The sequence below is a fragment of the Pseudorhodoferax sp. LjRoot39 genome (assembly GCF_964253035.1).
In the GTDB taxonomy this organism is placed as follows: domain Bacteria; phylum Pseudomonadota; class Gammaproteobacteria; order Burkholderiales; family Burkholderiaceae_C; genus Pseudorhodoferax.
Genome location: NZ_CAXUQL020000001.1, coordinates 159,548 through 178,454 on the forward strand (window position 1 = coordinate 159,548; position 18,907 = coordinate 178,454).

Annotated in this window: 18 protein-coding genes; 4 read left to right on the plus strand and 14 right to left on the minus strand. The window is 70.3% G+C overall.

Features of this window, described 5'->3' with window-relative positions:
• Positions 1-10: 10 nt before the first annotated feature.
• The 6 genes from ACSQ4M_RS00775 to ACSQ4M_RS00800 all read right to left on the minus strand — a co-directional run bounded on the left by ACSQ4M_RS00775 (position 11) and on the right by ACSQ4M_RS00800 (position 7,486).
• Positions 11-1,168 carry a GGDEF domain-containing protein gene (locus tag ACSQ4M_RS00775; RefSeq protein ID WP_436187777.1) on the minus strand — a complete coding sequence of 386 codons (1,158 nt, stop codon included), beginning with the start codon at positions 1,166-1,168 and terminating at the stop codon, positions 11-13.
• Positions 1,169-1,266: 98 nt separating this feature from the next.
• Positions 1,267-3,603, minus strand: coding sequence for an esterase-like activity of phytase family protein (locus ACSQ4M_RS00780; RefSeq protein WP_436187778.1), 2,337 nt, complete (start codon positions 3,601-3,603; stop codon positions 1,267-1,269).
• A gap of 89 nt (positions 3,604-3,692) precedes the next feature.
• The gene (locus ACSQ4M_RS00785) at positions 3,693-4,637 is read right to left on the minus strand and encodes a LysR family transcriptional regulator (RefSeq protein WP_436187779.1); all 945 of its coding nucleotides are present in this window, start codon (positions 4,635-4,637) and stop codon (positions 3,693-3,695) included.
• Positions 4,638-4,682: 45 nt separating this feature from the next.
• The gene (locus ACSQ4M_RS00790) at positions 4,683-4,880 is read right to left on the minus strand and encodes a hypothetical protein (protein ID WP_436187780.1); all 198 of its coding nucleotides are present in this window, start codon (positions 4,878-4,880) and stop codon (positions 4,683-4,685) included.
• Positions 4,881-5,046: 166 nt separating this feature from the next.
• Entirely contained in the window at positions 5,047-6,021 is a 975-nt protein-coding gene (locus ACSQ4M_RS00795; RefSeq protein ID WP_436187781.1) for a tripartite tricarboxylate transporter substrate-binding protein, read from the minus strand.
• A gap of 58 nt (positions 6,022-6,079) precedes the next feature.
• Positions 6,080-7,486 carry an alpha/beta hydrolase family protein gene (locus ACSQ4M_RS00800; RefSeq protein WP_436187782.1) on the minus strand — a complete coding sequence of 469 codons (1,407 nt, stop codon included), beginning with the start codon at positions 7,484-7,486 and terminating at the stop codon, positions 6,080-6,082.
• Between the two features lie 182 nt (positions 7,487-7,668).
• Between ACSQ4M_RS00800 and ACSQ4M_RS00805 the strand changes: the two genes are divergently transcribed.
• Positions 7,669-8,472, plus strand: coding sequence for an IclR family transcriptional regulator (locus ACSQ4M_RS00805; RefSeq protein WP_436187783.1), 804 nt, complete (start codon positions 7,669-7,671; stop codon positions 8,470-8,472).
• A gap of 6 nt (positions 8,473-8,478) precedes the next feature.
• Here ACSQ4M_RS00805 and ACSQ4M_RS00810 read toward each other — a convergent pair whose 3' ends face one another.
• The 7 genes from ACSQ4M_RS00810 to ilvB all read right to left on the minus strand — a co-directional run bounded on the left by ACSQ4M_RS00810 (position 8,479) and on the right by ilvB (position 16,094).
• Positions 8,479-10,002 (minus strand): MFS transporter, encoded by a 1,524-nt coding sequence (locus ACSQ4M_RS00810; protein WP_436187784.1) that lies wholly within the window; start codon positions 10,000-10,002, stop codon positions 8,479-8,481.
• A gap of 89 nt (positions 10,003-10,091) precedes the next feature.
• Positions 10,092-11,063, minus strand: coding sequence for a Bug family tripartite tricarboxylate transporter substrate binding protein (locus ACSQ4M_RS00815; protein ID WP_436187785.1), 972 nt, complete (start codon positions 11,061-11,063; stop codon positions 10,092-10,094).
• Positions 11,064-11,109: 46 nt separating this feature from the next.
• The gene (locus ACSQ4M_RS00820) at positions 11,110-11,757 is read right to left on the minus strand and encodes a 4-carboxy-4-hydroxy-2-oxoadipate aldolase/oxaloacetate decarboxylase (protein WP_436187786.1); all 648 of its coding nucleotides are present in this window, start codon (positions 11,755-11,757) and stop codon (positions 11,110-11,112) included.
• Between the two features lie 54 nt (positions 11,758-11,811).
• A complete protein-coding gene (locus ACSQ4M_RS00825) occupies positions 11,812-12,741 on the minus strand; it encodes a LysR family transcriptional regulator (protein ID WP_436187787.1) in 930 nt (309 codons plus the stop codon).
• Between the two features lie 79 nt (positions 12,742-12,820).
• Positions 12,821-13,810, minus strand: a complete 990-nt coding sequence (locus tag ACSQ4M_RS00830; protein ID WP_436187788.1) for a hypothetical protein — start codon at positions 13,808-13,810, stop codon at positions 12,821-12,823.
• A gap of 35 nt (positions 13,811-13,845) precedes the next feature.
• Entirely contained in the window at positions 13,846-14,094 is a 249-nt protein-coding gene (locus ACSQ4M_RS00835; protein WP_436187789.1) for a CsbD family protein, read from the minus strand.
• 212 nt (positions 14,095-14,306) lie between these two features.
• Positions 14,307-16,094 (minus strand): biosynthetic-type acetolactate synthase large subunit, encoded by a 1,788-nt coding sequence (gene ilvB, locus ACSQ4M_RS00840; protein ID WP_436187790.1) that lies wholly within the window; start codon positions 16,092-16,094, stop codon positions 14,307-14,309.
• 89 nt (positions 16,095-16,183) lie between these two features.
• Here ilvB and ACSQ4M_RS00845 point away from each other — a divergent pair, with 89 nt between their 5' ends.
• Positions 16,184-16,651, plus strand: a complete 468-nt coding sequence (locus tag ACSQ4M_RS00845; RefSeq protein ID WP_189688944.1) for an Lrp/AsnC family transcriptional regulator — start codon at positions 16,184-16,186, stop codon at positions 16,649-16,651.
• A 144-nt stretch (positions 16,652-16,795) separates the two neighbouring features.
• Positions 16,796-17,641, plus strand: coding sequence for a hypothetical protein (locus ACSQ4M_RS00850; protein ID WP_436187791.1), 846 nt, complete (start codon positions 16,796-16,798; stop codon positions 17,639-17,641).
• A gap of 35 nt (positions 17,642-17,676) precedes the next feature.
• Here the strand turns inward: ACSQ4M_RS00850 and ACSQ4M_RS00855 are convergent, their stop codons facing one another.
• Positions 17,677-18,249, minus strand: a complete 573-nt coding sequence (locus ACSQ4M_RS00855; RefSeq protein WP_436187792.1) for a DUF3455 domain-containing protein — start codon at positions 18,247-18,249, stop codon at positions 17,677-17,679.
• A 167-nt stretch (positions 18,250-18,416) separates the two neighbouring features.
• On the opposite strand from ACSQ4M_RS00855, the gene ACSQ4M_RS00860 reads away from it, so the two are divergent.
• The gene (locus tag ACSQ4M_RS00860; RefSeq protein ID WP_436187793.1) at positions 18,417-18,842 is read left to right on the plus strand and encodes a hypothetical protein; all 426 of its coding nucleotides are present in this window, start codon (positions 18,417-18,419) and stop codon (positions 18,840-18,842) included.
• Positions 18,843-18,907 lie beyond the last annotated feature (65 nt).

Consider the following 18,907-nt stretch of genomic DNA (forward strand, 5'->3'; position numbering starts at 1 on the left):
GCCCGAAATCCTAGCACTCGGCCGCCAATGCCACACGGTCACGCCCCAGCCGCTTGGCCTCGTACAGCGCGGCATCGGCGCGCGCCAGCACCGCCGCCACACTGGCGTCGCCATGGCGCACGCAGGCCACGCCCACGCTGATGGTGCAGGCCGGCACCTTGGCCGTGGCCGGCAGGCGCGCCACGGCTTCGCGCATGCGCTCGGCCACCATGCGGGCCTCGCCGGCGCCGGTCTCGGGCAGCAGCACCAGGAATTCCTCGCCACCGTAACGGCCGAGGCGGTCGACGTTGCGCAGCGCATGGCCCAGCGCGTCGACCACGCGCGAGAGCACGCGGTCGCCCACCGCATGGCCGTGGCCGTCGTTGATGGATTTGAAGTGGTCCACGTCCACCATCAGCAGCGCGAAGCCGTGCTCGAAACGCTGCCAGCGCCCGAACTCGCGTGTGCAGTCCTCCAGCACCACGCGCCGGGCCAGCGCGCCGGTCAGGCTGTCGTGGTTGGCCAGGTGCTCGAACTCCGAGCGCAGGCGCTCGCTGGCCATCAGCAGCACGCCCACGCTGACCAGCAGCACCGAGAAGCTGTAGGTGGCGATGTAGACCGATTGCATGGCCGAGGGCGCGAAGCGGTGGGAGTCGGGCGCGTCCAGCCAGAAGGTGGACACCGCGCGCGCCAGCAGAACCAGGGTCTGCACCGTGAGCACGCCGGCCGTGAAGCGCGCCGCGAAGCCCTTGCCCGCGCGCTGCAGCAGCAACCGGATGTGCAGCACCAGCACCACCGACAGCGTGCAGGCGAACACGGCCAGGCGCAGCCGGTAGTCCGGGTAGCCGATGTAGAAGAACACCTGCCAGAGCAGCAGCAGCACGCCGACCGCAGCCCAGGGCCGCCAGCCGCTGCGCAGGCCGTAGAAGCGCCGCGTGCCGAAATAGAACAGCGCACAGCCGCTCATGAGCAGGCCGTTGCCGAAGACGATGATCGCCAGCGGCGCGAACAGCCTCTCCAGCCCGTAGAACACGGTCGAGGAGGCCGCCACCACGGGCGCCAGGCCCCACAGCCACATGCCGCGGATCGAGCCCGGGTAGTGCCGCCGGAGCATGAGCAGCACGAAGCCCATGGCCACGCTGGTCATGAACGCCATCAGGGTCAGGGAACGCAGATCCAGGGCGATCATGGCGCGGGAGGCTCAGGAACCGGGACGACCGGGCGAAAGAAAAGGCGCGAGGGTACCGTATCCGGCCCCCCGCGCCCTGGCCCACCCGTGGGCGGGAATCAGCCGCCGCTGAGCTGGCCCAGCCGGATCAGCAGCGTCTCGCCGCTGTTGGCGCCGTCGTCCACGCCGTCGTTGTCGTTGACGATGATCCACTCGCCGTTGGCCAGGCGCGCCAGGCCCTCGATCTTCTCGACCGCGTTGCCACCCGGGGCCTTGAGGTCAGGCAGCAGGTCGCGTACCAGCGTCTTGGTGAGCACGGCACCGTCCGGCTGGCCGCTCAGGTCGATGCGGTACAGGCGCTTGATGCGCGCGTCCGGCCCGCCCTGGTTGTCGCGCTCCACGAGCATGAACTGGTTGTTGCCCATGGCCGTGATGTCCGACAGGCCGACCCAGCCGCCGTTGGGCGAGGCCACGGCGTCCAGCGGGTAGAACATGAACTGCCAGGTCCGCGCCGTGAGGTCGTAGACGCCGATGCGCGGCCGCGTCTCGCCGGCCCAGGCGCGCTGGAAGGCAACGACCAGCTTGCCGTTGGATTCGGCGATGCCCTCGAAGCCGAAGCGCTGCTGCTTGGCGTTGACATCGGCCGGCAACTGGATGATGTCCTGGACCACGCCGGTGGCCGTGAGCTTGAACACCAGGTTGGCCGACAGCACCGGACGCGCCGCCTCGCCCACCGTGCCCGCGCCTTCGGAGGCGATCCAGAAGCCGCCGCCGCTGGCAAGCGAGATGCCCTCGGGGTCCAGGTTGACCGTGCCGTCGGCATTGACCATGGCCGCCAGGTCGGTCGCGTCGAAGGCATTGGCGTCCTTGGCGGCCGGGAGCAGCGCGGCCAGCGCGGCGATCCTGCGGTCCGGGTCGGTGATGCGGATCTCGCGCTTGAGCTGGGCCGGCTTGCTGGCGGTGTCGATCTCGAAGATGCGGTTGCCGCGGAAGAAACTGTCGTCGATCGCGTAGACGATGGAGCCGGTGGGCGCTGCCGCCAGGCCCGACAGTGCGGCCCAGGGGATCGGCGTGCCGTCGGCGCGGTCGGCCGACTGGATGGTCGGGTAGGCCGGCGCGGCGGTCTGGTACTGGTAGATGTTGAGACTGGAGCGCACCAGGCTGGCGCGATCGTCCGCCTCGCTGGCCACGATCAGCAGATTGCGCGAAGGGATGGCCAGCACGCCCTCGGGCGCCAGCGCGGTCGGCAGCACCTGCTTGAAGGCCGGCACGTCGGGGCGGCTCATGTCGTAGACCGAGACCACGCTGGAGCGCTCGGAGGCGACGAACAGATAGTCCGTGCCGTCGAAGCGGCCGAAGCCGACGTTCTCGGGCTCGTTGCCCTTGGCGTCCGAGCGCTTGTCGTTGTAGTGGCCCACGCGCGCGACCAGGTGTTCCAGCGCATTGCCGGCGTCCCAGACCACATTGCCCTCGCTGTTCCACACCGTGAAGCCGCGGCTGCCGCCGTTGAGGTCACCCTCGTTGGCGGTGGCGAAGCGGGTTCTGGACAGCCAGGTCACGCCGTCGGGCTCGCGCAGGCGGTTGGGCTGCGATTCGGTGAAGCTGACCTGGTTGGGGCGCGGCGCGTCCGTCAAGTCCACTTGGGTCAGGTTGACCGCACCGGCGCTGAAGTGCCTGGTGAGCTTGCCGCTGGCCAGGTCCACCAGCGCGATGTGGTTGTTCTCCTGCAGCGTGACCACGGCCACGTTGTCGTCGTTGATGGCCACGTACTCGGGCTCGGGATCGTTCGGGTACAGCGTGGCGATGCCGGCCAGGTCCACCGTGCGCGTCTTCCAGGTGCCGGGCGCGCCGGCCACGTCCACGATCACCAGGCTGCCGCCCGGCAGCTGCGGCGGCGCGCCGTCGCCCAGGTCTTCGTCGCGTTCGTTCTCGATGGCCACGGCCAGGTACTTGCCGTCCTTGCTCCGCGCGATGGAATCGGGCTGGCCCGGCAGCGCGATCTCGGCGACCATCTTGCGCGTGGCGATGTCCACCACCACCAGCTTGCCGCTGGGCGCCGTGAAGCTCGGCGAGGTGTTGACGGCGACGATGGCGTGCGCGCCCAGCACGGTGACCGAGGTCGGCTCGCCGCCCATGGCCAGCGCGCCCAGGGGCTTCGGGACCTTCACGTCGCTGATGTCGACGAAGCCGATCTCCCCCTTGGGACTGTTGCTGTAGACCAGCGTCATGCCGTCAACGCTTGCGGCGACGATCTCGGCCGCCGTCACCGCGTCGGCTTCGCAGGACGCGCCGATCTGGCTGCAGACCGTGAAGGTCGCGGTGCGGTTGAAGAATTTGTCGGCATCGGGCACCGACGCGACAGGTTCGTCGTTGTCGCCGCCGCAGGCCACCAGCACGGCCGACAAGGCCACGGTCGACAGGCCGCTGATCGCCAGCGACATCCAGTTCTTTTGCAAAACGCTCTCCTCGGGTTGTAGGCGAGCGGCTTTGTATGGCGGCGGCGTGACGCCGCGATGACACCGTGTGCGCTGGGGACCAGGGTCTGTCAGCGCGCCTGGCCGTTGAGCCAGGGGTCGCTCGGCTCGCCGCCGTAGTGCTCCACGAGGAACTCGATGAAGGCGCGCGTGCGCCGCGGCAGGTGGCTGCGGCTGGGCACGGCCGCGTAGACACGGTAGCTGGCCGCGGCCCAGGCCGGCAGCACGCGCTGCAGCGTGCCGGCCTGCAGGTCGTCGGCCACGTTGAGCGACAGCGCGCCGGCAATGCCGAAATGCCCGCGCGCGGCCGCGATCAGCACGGACGCGTTGTGCGACGTGATCGCCGAGCGCTGCGGCTGCAGCGTGGCGGTCTCGGGCGTGCCGTCGCGGCCGTCGGAATGGAACAGCCAGACCTTGCGCTCGAAGGCCGACTCGGGCACCAGGATGGTGTGCTCCAGCAGGTCCTCGGGCTTCTCGATGGGCGCGTGCTGGCGCAGGTACTCGGGCGTGGCGCAGAGCACCACCTCGGCATGCGCGAGCAGCCGCGCGACGAAGTTTCCGTCCAGCGGATCGGGGTTGTGGATCAGGATGGTGACGTCGGCCGCATCGTCGGGCACCGTGGCCTCGGGACTGGACAGCAGCAGCTGGATGTTGAGCCCCGGGTGCCGCTGCGCGAAGCGTGGCACCAGCCGCGCCAGGCTGGCGGTCAGGAACTCCTGCGGCGCGGCCACGCGCAGCTGGCCGCGGACCAGGCCGGTGGCCTCGCTGGCCTGGTTGTTGGCGTCAGCTATGTCCTCGAGGATGCTGCGCACGCGCTCCAGGTACTGGGTGCCGACATCGGTCAGCGAGAGCGCGCGCGTGGTGCGGTTCAGCAGCCGCGACTTGAGCGACTCCTCCAGCTCGGCCACGGCGCGCGTGACCACCGAGTTGGCCACGTTGAGCGCGCGCGCCGCACCCGCGAAGCTGCCTTCGTCCACCACCTTGACGAAGGTGCGCATGGTCTTGAGTTCGTCCATGCGCGCATTGTCTCCGCAGGTGTGCGCCACCTGCCCCCGTGGCGCTCAGGGCGGCAGCGTCATGCCGCCGACCGCGCGGAAATCGATCGAGGCCAGATACCACAGGATCAGCGTCGGGATCACGACGGGCAGCGACAGCCCGACGAACAGCAGCACCGTGAGCAGGAAGGTCTTCATGTCCTCGGCCCAGCGCTTGACCAGTTCGATCAAGTCGACTTCCCAGAAATGCTGTTGCTGCTTCATGGTGGGTACCGCCTGGAAGTGGGCAGGGACGTTTGTACACCTGCGGCGCAGGCCCTGTCCATGGCGGGCCAGTGCCAGCGGGCGCGCTGCGGGCTCTCCCATGCCGGGTGTGCCGCAAGCGCGCTGCCGGCCGCCATGCCGGCGCAGGGCCTGCGCCCTTGGGGCCCTACTTCGCCAGGCCCAGCTTCTCGATGATGACCTTCTCGGTCTTCATGGTGTCCAGCGCGTACTGCTTGTAGGTGGCGCTGTCCATGTAGTAGGTCTCCATGTCGAACTTGGCCAGTGATTCCTTGTAGTTGGGCATCTCCATGGCCTTCTTGAAGGCGTCGTGCAGCTGCTGGGCGATCTTCGGGTCGGTGCCCTTGGGCACGACCAGGCCGAACGGCGAGGTCTGCACGAGGTTGATGCCCACTTCCTTGAGCGTGGGCGCGTTCGGGAACTTGGTCGAGCGCTTGTCGCCCCAGGTCGACAGCAGGCGCAGGCGGCCCTGCTCCACGTAGGGGCCCCAGCCCGGCGTGTCGGCCACCGACATCACGTGGTTGCCGATCACGGCCTGCAGCGATTCGGAGTTGCCCTTGTAGGGGATGTGGTTCAGCGTGATGCCGGTCTGCATGGCGATGTTCTCCATCGTCAGGTGCAGCGTGGTCAGCGCGCCGGGCGTGCCGTAGCTGAGCTTGCCGGGATTGGCCTTGGCGTAGGCGATGTACTCCTGCATGGTCTTGATCGGCGAGTCCGCCGGCACCACCAGGCCGAACGAGTAGCCGGCCAGGCCGATCACGTACTGCAGGTCGGTGGCCGGGTCCCAGTTGATCTTCTGCGTGTAGGGCAGGCGGAACACCGGCAGCGGCACCTGGGCCAGCGTGTAGCCGTCGGCCGGCACGCTCTGCATCATCTGCGCCGGCAGGATGCCGCCCGCGCCGGGCTTGTTCTCGATGATGACGGGCTGGCCGAGGATCTTGGAAGCGTTCTCGGCCAGCACGCGGAACGGCACGTCGGTGGAGCCGCCCGCCGTGAAGCCGATCAGGATCTTGATCGCCTTGCTGGGGAAACGGTCGCCCTGCGCCAGGGCGGGGCCGGCCGCCAGGCCGGCGGCCAGCAGCAGCAGGGAGAGGGTGCGGCGCTTGAAGGAACGTGCGTTCATGGTCTCGACTTCCAGGGGAAACATGGCCCGGCTGGCGCCGGGCCGTTGGGGGGAAAAATCAGCTGGCCGGGCAGCTATTGGGCGTGCGCGAGGCCGAGGAGAACTTGCAGCCGTAGGCCGGGTTGGCCACGGTGGCGCGGTCCAGCACCTCGTCGCCGGCGGGCTTGACGCCGTTCTGCTCCCAGTTCGTCATCGCGTCGAAGGCGGCGGTCTGCTCGTCCAGCGTGAAATCGCAATGGCTCACGCCGCGGATGGCGCGCTGCACCAGCCACTTGTCGGTGCCCAGTGCCACGGTGCGGCGCTTGTAGATCTGCTCCATGCTGAACGGCACGTAGACGTCGCCCAGCGTGTGGATGGTCACCACCGGCACGCTGATCTGCCCGGCGGTCTTGGGGAACCAGCGCAGGCCGTCGCGGCGCAGGCGGTTGGCCTCGGGATCGGCCTTGAGCCGGTAGGCGGCCTGGTTGAAGGCCGTTTCCGCGGGCGTCTGGGCCGGGTCGTTGTCGAACTGGTAGACGATGCCGGTGGTGTCGTAGCCATCCTTGTTCAGGATGCCGTTGATGGTGCCGTCGCGGCCGAAGGTGCCCCAGACCGTGGCATTCATGCCGCCGGCGAAGCCTTCGTTGAACATCGGCCGCTCGCCGCCGGTCAGCTGCTTGACGATCTCCTTGTACTGGTCGCCCAGCGGCGTGGTCGCGCTCGGGAAGGTCGTGAACAGCGCCGAGCGCACCTGCGGCGCCAGCGTGGCCCAGTTGGCCACGGGCCAGGCCGTGGCGGGCACGCCGACCAGCTGCTGGGCCGCGATCTGCGAGGCGCCGAAGTAGTTGTAGAGCTCGGTGTCGCCCAGCACGCCGCACATCGGCACGGCGCCGTGGTAACGCACGGGGTTGTTGGCCGTCGCGATGGTTTCGGCCTCGACCGCGGCCGCCGCGATGTGCCCGCCCATCGAAGTGCCGATGATGTAGGTCTTCTTCGGCGCCGCCAGCGTGCGGCCGTTCTGCGCGCCGATCTGCTGGAACGCCAGGGCCAGCGCGTTGGTGTCCTCGACACCGGCGCGCACGTCGTAGTAGTTGCTGGAGAAGCTCGACGCTGCCCAGGCATAGCCCTGTGCGATCAGGTGCGCGCGGATCGGCGCGTCGCTGACGCTGACGGTGGCACCGGTGCCGCCGTAGCCGTGCGCGTACATGACCAGCATGCCGTTCCAGTTCTTGGGCACCTCGACGCGGTAGCCGGCCCCGCGCAGCACGCCCCACCAGCGGTCGGTCTCGGGCGCGCCGGCCAGGGCCGTGAACGGCAGGCGGGTCTCGTCGACCGAAAACTGGCGGCTGTCCTGGACACGCAGCTCCTCGGGTGCGGGCGGGGTTTCGTCGCCGTCGTCGTCGCCACCGCCGCACGCGGACAGCGCCAGCGCGGCGAGGACGGAAAGGGTGACGGCCAGCCGGCCGCGCGAGGCAATGGATCGCATGGGGTTCATCTCCTGTTGGTTTTGACGGCTTTGTTTCTCTTGGCGGAATTCTTTTGAATGCCGAGGACAGCCGAATTTCAGTATCCACCCGTCAAAGAAAGCGATTACCTAGGGAAATCCATGACAAATCCATGGTCCGCACCAGGCAAATAATTCCGCTCAGCAAAATTAACAGGACGCCCATGGGACGGACCCGGCAGATCGATTTCGAGGAGGGCGCGGACAGCCGCCGTTTCGTGACCGCGCTGGCGCGCGGGCTGGACGTGCTGGCCGCGTTCCAGGTCGACGAGAAGTGGCTCAGCAACACCGAGATTGCAGCGCGCACCGGCCTGCCCAAACCCACCGTGGTGCGGCTGGCCTACACGCTGTGCGTGCAGGGCTATCTGCGCCACTCGCGCGAGAGCGGCAAGTACGCGCTGGGCGACAGCGTGGCGGCGCTGGGCATCACCATGGTCTCCAACCTCAAGCTGCGCCGCATCGCGCGGCCCTACATGCAAGACCTGGCGGACCGCTACGACATCTCGGTCTCGCTGGGCATCCGCCACGCGCTGTCGGTGCTGTACGTGGAGAACTGCCGGTCGGGCGCGCCGCTGTCGCTGGGGCTGGACATCGGCTCGCGCATTCCGATCGCCGACACCGCCATGGGCCACGCGCTGCTGGCCGTGATGGAGCCGAAGGAGCGCGAGCGCCTGCTGACCGAGATCCGCCAGGCCGAGGGCGAGCGCTGGCCGCAGGCGCGCCAGGCCATCGAAGACGGGCGCGCGCAATGGCAGGCACGCGGGTTCACGGTGGTGGTGCGCGACTGGCAGACCGACATCAGCGGTGTGGGTGCCGCCATCCGCCAGCCCGATGGCCGCGTGGTCACCTTCAACGCGGGTGGCCAGGCCAGCAAGTTCCCGCGCGAACTGCTGGAGCAGGAGATCGGCCCGCAGCTCGCGCGCATGGTCAAGGGGCTGGAATCGTTCGTGCGCAGCGAGGACGTGTAGCCGCCATCAGTGCGGCGTGGCCACCATGTCCACCCCGCGCAGCATCCGCGCGACCAGCCAGGCGGCCACCGCCACCAGCACGGCACCGGCCAGCGCGACGGCCTGCAGCGCGCCAGCGAAACCGGCCTGGGCGGATTGCAACAGTGCTGCGCCCTGCCCTGCCGGCAGCGACTGCGACAGGTGGACGGCACCGCCCAGCGACGCCCCGGCCGCGGCCAGGGCCTCGGCGCCCAGCCCCGGCGGCCAGGCCGCTGCCAGCCCGTGGCGGTAGACCACCATGCCGGCACTGCCCAGCAGCGCGATGCCCAGCGCGCCGCTGAACTCCGAAGCCGTCTCCGACAGCGCCGACGCGGCGCCCGCGCGCTCGGGCGGCGCCGTGGTGATGATGATCTCGTTGCCGATGGTGAACACCGGCGCCATGCCCAGCGCCATGACGATGGTGGCCGGCACCAGCGTCCACAGCCCCTGCCCCGCGGCCAACAGGCCGAAGCCCAGCGCCGCGGCCACCAGGCCGACCACGATCACGCGCGCACGCGGCCAGCGCGCCGCCAGCGCCGGCGCCGCCAGCGAGCCCACGACGAACGACAGCGCCCATGGCAGCGTGGCGATGCCGGCCGCAAGCGGCGTCAGGTCCAGCACCAGCTGCAGGTACTGGGTGATGAAGATGTAGACGCCGAACATCGCCAGGCAGGTCAGCGCATAGGCGGCCAGCGCGGCGCAGAACGGCGCATGGCGGAACAGCCGCACGTCGAGCAGCGGGTAGGCGATGCGGCCCTGCCGGCGCACGAACAGCGCGCCCACGGCCAGGCCCAGCACGGTGACGGACAACGCCGACACGCCCATGCCATGCTCGGCCAGTTGCTTGAGCCCGTAGATCGTCGGCAGCACGGCCGCGAGCGACAGCGCCACGCTGGCCAGGTCGAGCCGGCCCGCGGCCGGGTCGCGGTACTCGGGCAGCAGCCGCGGGCCGAGCAGCAGCGTGAGCGCCATCACCGGCACGTTGAGCCAGAACACCGAACCCCAGTGGAAGAACTCCAGCAGCACGCCGCCGACCAGCGGGCCGATCGCGCTGCCCAGCGAGAAGGCCGCGATCCACACGCCGATGGCGAACTGGCGCTGGCCCGCGTCGTGGAACATGTTGCGGATCAGCGCCATGGTCGACGGGGCGATGGTGGCGCCGGCCAGGCCCAGCAGCGCCCGCGCCGCGACCAGCAGCTCGGCCGTATGCGCCAGCGCCGCCAGTGCCGATGCGAACGCGAAGAAGGCCGCACCGAGCAACAGCAGCCGGCGCCGGCCGATGCGGTCGCCCAGCGTGCCCATGGTGATCAGGAAGCCCGCGACAAAGAAGCCGTAGATGTCCAGGATCCAGAGCAGCTGCGCGCCGGAAGGCTGCAGTTCGCGGCTCAGCACGGGCAGCGCGAGGTTGAGCACCGTGAGGTCCATGGCGTAGACCAGGCAGGGCAAGGCGAGGACGGCCAAGCCGGTCCATTCGCGCGCCGTGGCGCGGACGGGAGAAGTGGCAGGAGACATCGGCGGAATCTACAGGCTCTGGATGCCCTCCCGACGAAGCAGGCGGGCCGGAATCGACACGCCGTGGCGGCCGCCCGGCCGCGGCAGCTTCAATCCAGCGTCGCGCCCGTCAGCTTGACCAGGCCGGCATAGCGCTGCAGCTCGGCGTTCCAGAACGCCGCGAAGCTGGCCGCCGTGCCCGGCCGCAGTTCGGCCCCCACGTCGCTCAGGCGCTTGCCGAGGTCGCCGGCCTGGAAGGCGGCCTGCACCGCGCCGTTGAGACGCTCGACGATGGCGGCTGGCGTGCCGGCCGGTGCCGCCAGGCCGTACCAGGCGTTCATCTGCATGCCCTTGATGCCGACTTCCTCGAAGGTCGGCACGCCGGGCAGCAGCGGGTGCCGCGTGGCCGAGGCCACCGCGACCGCACGCACCTTGCCGCCCTTGAGCTGGCCGTACGCGCCGGTGTCCAGCATGTAGTCGAGCTGGCCGCCCATGACATCGGTCAGCGCGGGCGCGCTGCCCTTGTAGGGCACGTGGATCACGTCGATGCCGGCAATGGACTTGAACAGCTCGCCGGCCAGATGGGCCGAGTTGCCGACGCCGCCCGAACCGTAGGACAGCTTGCCCGGCTGGGCCTTGGCGGCCTGCACGATGTCGGCCGGCGACTTGTAGGGCGCACCCGCGGCCACGATCATGACGCTGGGGATCACGGCCAGCGAAGCCACCGGCGTGAAGTCCTTGACCGGGTCGAAGCCGGTGCGCTTGTACAGGTAGGGATTGGCCGAGTTGGTCGAGCTCGTGGCCAGCAGCAGCGTGTAGCCGTCGGCCGGCTGGCGCACGAACTGCTGCGTGCCGATGTTGCCGCCCGCACCGGCGATGTTGTCCACCACCACGCTCTGGCCCAGCTGCACGCGCAGCGCCTCGGCCACGGCGCGGCCCACGGCGTCGGCAGCGCCGCCCGCGGGCCAGGGCACGACCAGCCGGATCGGCTTGGCCGGGTAGGTCTGCGCCAGGGCGGCGGGGCCGCCCACGGCCAGGGCTGCGCCGAGTGCGCACAGGCGAAGGAACTGCGTTCTGTTCATGGTGATGTCTCCTGAAAAAAAGTGTGCCGTTGCGCGGCGGCGCAACTCACTGCAGGCCGAAGCGGCGCAGGGTGTCGGTGAGACCCAGCAGCTCGACCGTGGACACGCCCTGCGCGATGGCCTGGCGCTGCTGTGCTTCCTTGTCCTCGCGCGCCAGGCTGGCGGCGATGGTGGCGTCCACGCGCTCGTGCGGCACCACGGCCACGCCATCGCGGTCGCCGACGACGATGTCGCCGGGGCGGACGGTCACGTCGCCGATGCTCACCGGCACGTCCACGCGGCCGGGCTGGTTCTTGCCCGTGCCCTTGATCGACAGGCCGCGGCAGAACACCGGAAAGCCCAGCGCGATGATGAGGTTGGCGTCGCGCACGCAGCCGTTGATGAGCAGCCCGGCGATGCCGCGCTGCATGGCCTGCAGCGTCAGCACGTCGCCCCAGGGGCCGGCTTCCATGAAGCCCTTGGCATCGACCACCAGCACGTCGCCGGGGCGCGCCTTCTGCACGGCGTAGTGCAGCATCAGGTTGTCGGCGGGCCGGCAGTCCACCGTGTAGGCCGGGCCGGCCAGGCGGCAGGCCGGGTCGATCGGCTTGATGCCGTGGTCCAGTGCGCCTTGCGCGCCCTGGGCTTCGTAGACGGTGGCGGCGCCCAGCTGGCGCAGCATGGCGAGGGAATCGGAGAGCGGTGCATTCGGCATGGGCGCGCATCTTCGGGCAATGCGCCGGCCAGGCACAGCAGCGAATGCTGAGCCTTACTTCAGCTTTTCTGAAGTTCTGCCGCGCCGCGCCACGGCCGGTGCGCCGGACTGCAGCAGCGCCAGCATGCGTTCGACCAGGGGGTTGTCGCCGTCCACGCGCGTGACCGCCATCACCACCGTGCGCGTCTTCAAGGCCGGGATCGGCAGGAACACGAGATCGCTTTGGCCGCGTTCGGCCACCGACGCGCCCACGATGGCATAGCCCAGGCCGGCGGCCACCAGGGCCAGCGCGGTGTGGATCTCGATCGCCTCGTGGTCCACGCGCGGCTGCGCGCCGGCCTGCAGCAGCGCTGCGAGCACGCGCTGCGCGAAGCCGCTGTGCGGGTCCTTGGGGTAGCTGATCAGCGGCAGTCCGTCCAGGTCGGCCACCGCGAGCCGGCGCCGGCGCGCCAGCGGGTGCTGGGCCGACAGCGCGACGACGAAGGGGTCTTCGAACAAGGGCGTGTGGCGCAGGTCGGCCACCGGCTCGGGCGCCAGCGCGAAGCGCGACAGGCCCAGGTGGATGCGCCCGCTGCGCAGCTGGGCCGGCTGGTGCTCGGACAGCATCTCGACCAGTTCGAGCTTGACCTCGGGATGCGCCTGCCGGAACGCATGCAGGGCGCTGGGCAGCCGCGAGTTGAGCAGCGAGCGCACGAAGCCGATGCCGAGCCAGCCACTGCTGCCCGTGGCCAGTTCACGCGACTCCTGCTCCAGCCGCTGGCCGTCGCGCAGCAGGGCCTGGGCGCGCGGCAGGAAGAAGTGGCCCAGCGGCGTGAGCACCATGGGCCGGGCGCTGCGGTCGAACAGCGCACCGCCCAGGCAGGCTTCCAGCTGCGCCATCTGCATGCTGAGTGCGGTCGGCGCCACATGCAGCCGCTCGGCCGCGCGCGCCAGCGTGCCGCAGGCGGCCACTTCGCAGAAATAGCGCAGCTGGCGGAAGTTCATGGTGACAGGCCCGCCCCGCGGCTGCGGGACGGGCGCGGATCGTAGCAGCCTGCCCGGCGCCGCCGGGGCGCCGACAGACTCAGACGACCACGCGGACTGCAGGCGCGGAGCGGCGGCCGAGGAAGCCGGCACCGGCGGAGACCGCCAGGCCCAGCAGCAGCACGACCACGCCGGACCAGGCGGCGCGGCTCACACCCTTGGCGGTCGCGTCGGCGGCCTCGCGGGCCTTCTGCTCGGCCTGCACCTTGAGTTCCTGGTACTTCGCGACGGCCTGGTTGTAGGTCTTCTCGTAGTTGGCGGCGATCTGCTCGGCCTCGGTGCGGCTCTTGCCCGTGCGCGCCACGATGACGTTCACCAGCGCCTCCTTGTCGGCGGCGTCCAGCACCGGTTCGGCCTTCTTGCGCAGGCGGTCGAAGAACGCAGAAAGCTCGTTGCCGGCGTCCTGCGGCGCCGTGGCGGCGTCGGCGGCGGCGGCCTTGCCGTCCTGCACGGCGCCTTCGGCCTGCGACTTGACCGTGTCCGGGTTCAGTTCGGGCTTGCCGGTCTGGCGCATCAGGATTTCGAGCTGGTTGCGGGCGTCGGAGAAGTCGAAGTCAATGCCGCTCTTTTGCAGTTGCTGCTTGACTTCGGAGGCCACGCCCGGCGCAGCCGCCGCGACGCCTTGGCCGGCCAGTGCGATGCCGCTGCCCGCCACGCGCGATGCGGCGCCGACCACGCCGGTGGCCAGCGACGACAGTGCGTAGACCGTGACCAGCGTCGTGACGGCCCAGCACAGCACGCCGTGCAGCATGCCCTTGGCGGGCGCGTTGCGGCCGGCGAAGTACGCGCCGATGGCCAGCGCGATCAGCGTGGAGCCGCCGACCCAGATGCCTGCGCCCGTCCCGAAGCCGGCCAGCGGATTGCCGGCCTGCATGGCATCGATCGAGCCCGAACCGATGGCGGTGCCCAGGGTGCCGAGGAAGAGGTAGGTGGCCAGCGCGAGCAGCAGGCCCGCGAAGACCGAGCCCCAGGAAATGGCGGGCGTGGCGACCAGCGGAACGCCAGGGGTGAGCACGGTGGTGTTGTTCATAGTGTGTGCTGTGTAAGTTGCAGGCGGTGCGGCGTTCAGCGCCGGGCCAGCGCAGTTCCGATCAGGAATGCAGCGCCTGCCACCAGGGCGGTCACGAGCAGCGGGTTCTTGCTGGCCGAATCGCGCAGCAGGTCCAGCGCTTCGCCGGCCGCCTGCTCGACGCTTCCGGCGGCCTGGCGCGCCTTGCCCTCGAGTTGCAGTGCGCGGTCGCCCGCGGCGCCGCCGACCGCGTCCTGCACGCGGCCCGCGATCTTGTGGAATGTTCCTTCGGCTTGTTCAAGCATCGTTGGCTTTCGAATGGTTGTCGTCGTCCCAATACCGGGCCGCAACCATGCGACGGGGCCATCAGGTGCCCACACGATTGCGGGCCACTGGATGCTAGGCAGGACGGCCTGCGCGCCGCCGCGACAAGTGCGCCACCGCGCGTAGGTAGACAGGCTGTGGCGCTGCGAGCGCGCAACCCGCCGCGTTCGGCGCTGTCGAGGCCGCGCCCGCTTCACTCGACGCCATCCACATACCAGCGGTCCTTGCCCAGCATCACCCGGTGGTGCCCCGCGCCGGCCGGCATCATGGGGAAGCAGTTCTCCTGCGCTGCCACCTGCACGTCGAGGAAGAACGGCCCGTCATAGGCCAGGCATTCGGCCAGCGCAGCATCCAGCTCGGCCGGATCGGACACCCGCCGCGCACCCCAGCCGAAGGCCTTGGCCAGCGCCACGAAGTCGGGCAGCGCGGCGTTCCAGCTGTGCGAGAGGCGGTTGCCATGGATCAGCTCCTGCCACTGCCGCACCATGCCCATGTAGCCGTTGTTGGACAGCACCAGCTTGACGGGGGTGCGGTGCTGCACGGCCGTGGACAGCTCCTGGATGTTCATGAGCACCGAGGCGTCGCCGCTCACGCAGACGACCAGCGCATCCGGGTGCGCCACCTGCGCGCCGATGGCGGCCGGCAGGCCGTAGCCCATGGTGCCGGCGCCGCCCGAGGTCAGCCAGCGGCGTGGCCGCTCGAAGCGCAGGTACTGCGCGGCCCACATCTGGTGCTGGCCGACGTCGGTGGAGACGATGGCATCGCGCCCTTCGATCTGCGCCTGCAGCGTGGCCATGAGCTGCTGCGGCAGGATGGCATCGGGCTGCGGCGTGAAGTCCAGGCAGCGCTGGGCGCGCCAACGCTCCACGCGGTGCCACCAGGGATCGAGCCGCGTGGGATCGAGGCCGCGCAGCTCGGGCAGGGCCAGCAGCGCATCGAGCACGGCGCCGCAGTCGCCGACGATGGGCACGTCGACCTTCACCGTGCGGTGGATCGCGCTGGGGTCGATGTCGATGTGGATCTTGCGGGCGCGCGGGCAGAACTCGTCGAGCTTGCCGGTCACGCGGTCGTCGAAGCGCGCGCCCACGTTGATGACGAGGTCGGCCTCGTGCATGGCCAGGTTGGCTTCCAGGTTGCCGTGCATGCCCAGCATGCCGACGAATTGCGGATCGGAGGCCGGGAACGCGCCCAGGCCCATCAGCGTGAGCGTGCAGGGGCCGCCGACCTGGCGCACCAGCTGGGTGAAGGCGGCGCAGGCGGCCGGGCCGGCGTTCACGAGGCCACCACCGCCGTAGAACACGGGCCGGCGCGCGGTGGAGATCAGGTCGGCCGCGCGCTGCAGGCTGCCCGACGGAACACGCGGCAGCTCGGCGCCCTGCGCCGCGCGCAGCGGACGCCCCGCCACGGGACGGCCGACCGGCGCGAGCTGCACGTCCTTGGGCACGTCGAGCAGCACCGGGCCGGGCCGCCCGCCCGCGGCGATGGCCAGTGCGCGGCGCACCGCGTCGCCGACCTGGTCCGCGCTGCGCGGCTGGAAGTTCCACTTGGTCACGGGCCGCGACATGCCCAGCGCATCGCTCTCCTGGAAGGCCTGGGTGCCGATCACGGCCGTGGCCACCTGGCCGCTGATGCACAGCACGGGCACGGAGTCGCTCATCGCGTCGAGCAGGCCCGTGATGGTGTTGCCCACGCCGGGGCCGGAGGTGACCAGCACCACCCCGACCTTGCCGGTGCTGCGCGCATAGCCCTCGGCCGCGTGGACGGCGGCCTGCTCGTGGCGCACGAGGATGTGGCGCAGCCGCGGCTCGCCGTGCAGCGCGTCGTACAGCGGCAGCGCGGCCCCGCCGGGGTAGCCGAACAGCGTGTCGACGCCGCCTTCGATCAGGGCGTCCAGCAGCGCCTGGGCGCCATTGCGCGGGGCGGCGGGCACCGCCGCGGGTGCGGCGACGGACAGGGGATCGAGGACATCGGTGTTTTTCATGCCCTCCATTTTTTCGGCGCTGGCGCAGAATAGGCTTCCGATTTTTCGAAGTTACAGCCACAAACTCCGAATTTCATACGGCCCATCTCATGTCAGACGGAAAAATCTTCGACAAGACCGATCTCGCCATCCTGCGCATCCTGCTGCAGGACGCGCGCCGCACGCTGCAGGAGATCGGCGCCGAGGTGGGCCTGTCGCCCACCAGCTGCTGGAGCCGCATCAAGCGGCTGCAGGACGAGGGCGTGATCAAGCGCTACACGGTGGAGGTGGACCCGGCCAGCCTGGGCTACCAGGACACGGTGATCGTCCAGCTCACGCTGGAGAGCCACACCGAGGACACGCTCTACGCCTTCGGCCAGGTGCTGGCCACCATCCCCGAGATCCTGGAGGCCTACCTGGTCTCGGGCGACTACGACTACTACATCCGCATCGCCGTGCGCGACACGCGCGACTACGAGCGGCTGCTGCGCGAGAAGCTCTACAAGATCCCCGGCATCCGGCACAGCAAGTCGCACTTCGTGCTGCGCGTGCTCAAGCAGTCCACCGTGCCCGTGTGAGACGGCGCGCACAGGCGGACGGGCGCCGTGCCTACGGGCCCTTGCACGGTGCCCGCATGGCATGCGCCACCGCGTGCGCCGACCATCGCCGCAGCTGCCACTCCCGCGCAGCGGCACGCGGCGCACAGCCGGAAAGGCGACAGCATGACCAGCGACAGATGGAATCCCGCCAAGCCCGCCAAGCAACTGGCCCTGGCGGCATCGCTGGGCCTGTGCGCCAGCGGCGCCTGGGCCCAGGGCCTGGTGCTGCCCGAACAGCGCGTGTGGCTGCAGGTCTCGGCCTTCCGGCCCAGCGTGGATTCCGGGTTGCGGCTGGACGACACCGACAGCGTGCTGCGCGGCACGCCGCTGGATGGCGAGAACGATTTCGGCCTCGCAGGCCGCAAGACCGTGCCCGCGCTGCTGCTGGGCGGCCGGCTGTCCGAGCGCTGGCGCGCCGAGTTCGAATACTTCTCGCTGGACCGCAGCGCCAGTGCCACGGCCGACGGCATCCGCTTCGGCGAGGGCGAATTCGTGGCCGACATCGACACGCAGATGCGCACGCGGACCTACCGGCTCAGCGCGGGCTACTCCTTGCTCAAACAGCCCGATCGCGAGGCCGGCGTGCTGGTCGGTGCGCACGTGACGGACGCCCTGCTGCGCGTGCGCGGCACGGCCGTGGTCAACGGCCAGGTCGTCGGCGCCTTCACCGAGCGGCGCTCGGAAACCGTGCCGGCCCCCACCGTGGGGCTGTACGGCAGCTGGCGGCCCGGCGCCGGGCGCTGGGAACTGAACGGGCGCGTCGACCTGTTCAAGCTGAACATCGGCGACTACGACGGCCGCCTCGTGAACCTGCAGGCCAACGCGATGTACCGGTTCACGCCCCAAGTGGGCGTGGGGCTGGGCTGGCGTTACCACGACCTGCGCGTGGACGCTGATGCACGCAACTTCTCCGGCGAGATCAACTACCGCATGAGCGGGCCGCAGGTGTTCCTGCAGGCCGGCTTCTGAGCCGGCCGCCGCGCCGGCGGCCTTGGGTCGGTCGGTCAGGACGCCTTCCAGAAGATGTAGTCGGCCTGGTAGGGCACCGTCACACGCTGGCCCTTGGTGGCCATGGTGCAGGGCGCGCCGGAGGGTGCCACGCCGCCCTGCAGTGCCACGCGCTGGATGTAGGTCACGCCGCTCATCGCGCCGCTGCCCATGGCCGGGTTGGCCTTGACGAGTTGGTACGGCAGGCTGGTCGGGCCCGATGGCGCCACGGCCAGCTGCGTGGCCGTGAGCTTGGAGCCGTCGCTCGATTCCCAGGTGGCCGGCGGCCCGTAGTAGCGGCCGACCTGCTTGCCGCCCCGGTCCATGAGCCTGGCCTCCGGGCCGACGAAGGTCCATTCGACCTGGCCTGGCATGCCCGCCTTGTCGCGGCACTCGTACAGGATCTCGCCCTTGCCCACGGTTTCCATGGCCACGCGGTTGCCGGCCGGGACCTGGATGCTCGCCGGCAGGCTGGCCTGAGAGAAGCCCATGGCGCCGCTGCCGGGCATGGCCCCGCACGCAGCCAGCAGGACGGAGGCGGACAGGACGCCGCCCAGGGCAGCGCAACGGTTCAGGGTCGAGGAATGCATGGATGGCTCCCAGCTGTTGAAGGTGCTGCTACTACTGCGCAGCCGCCCGCCTGGATGCAGCGGCAAATGAAACAATTTGTGAGCACACCGGTGCCGCGGCCCCACAGTCCCTTGGCGAAGGCGGCGCCCCGGCCTAGCATGGCGGCCCGCGTCCACCCTGCTGCCCCATGTCCGCCGCCCTGCTCGTCGCCCTGTGCTGCACGGGCGCTTTGCTGCTGACCACGGCCTATTTCTTCCTTGGCGCGGTGCCGCTGCTCACGCTCCAGCACGACACGCCCATGGACGCGCGCTTCGTGCGCAGCTTCTTCAACACCTACTATCTGGCCGCCATGGGCACCGCGGGCGCCACGGCCCTCAGTTGCGCACTGGCCGGGCGGCCAGGCTTTGCGCTCGAGGCCGCCGCCATCGCCGGGCTGGCGGTGCTGCTGCGGCGCACCGTCCTGTCGCGCATGGACGCGCTGCGGGTCCAGGTCGAGGCCGGAGCAGGCGATGTGGCGCGGGCGTTCCGGCGCATCCACGGCGCCGCGCTGCTGGCCAACCTCGCGCAGCTTGTCGTCATCGTCTGGAGCCTGGTCGCCGCCTCGATGCCGTGACGCGCGGCCAGCCGGGGCCGGGGCCTGCCAGCGTCGCCGGCAGCCGCACGGGGGCACGGGCACAA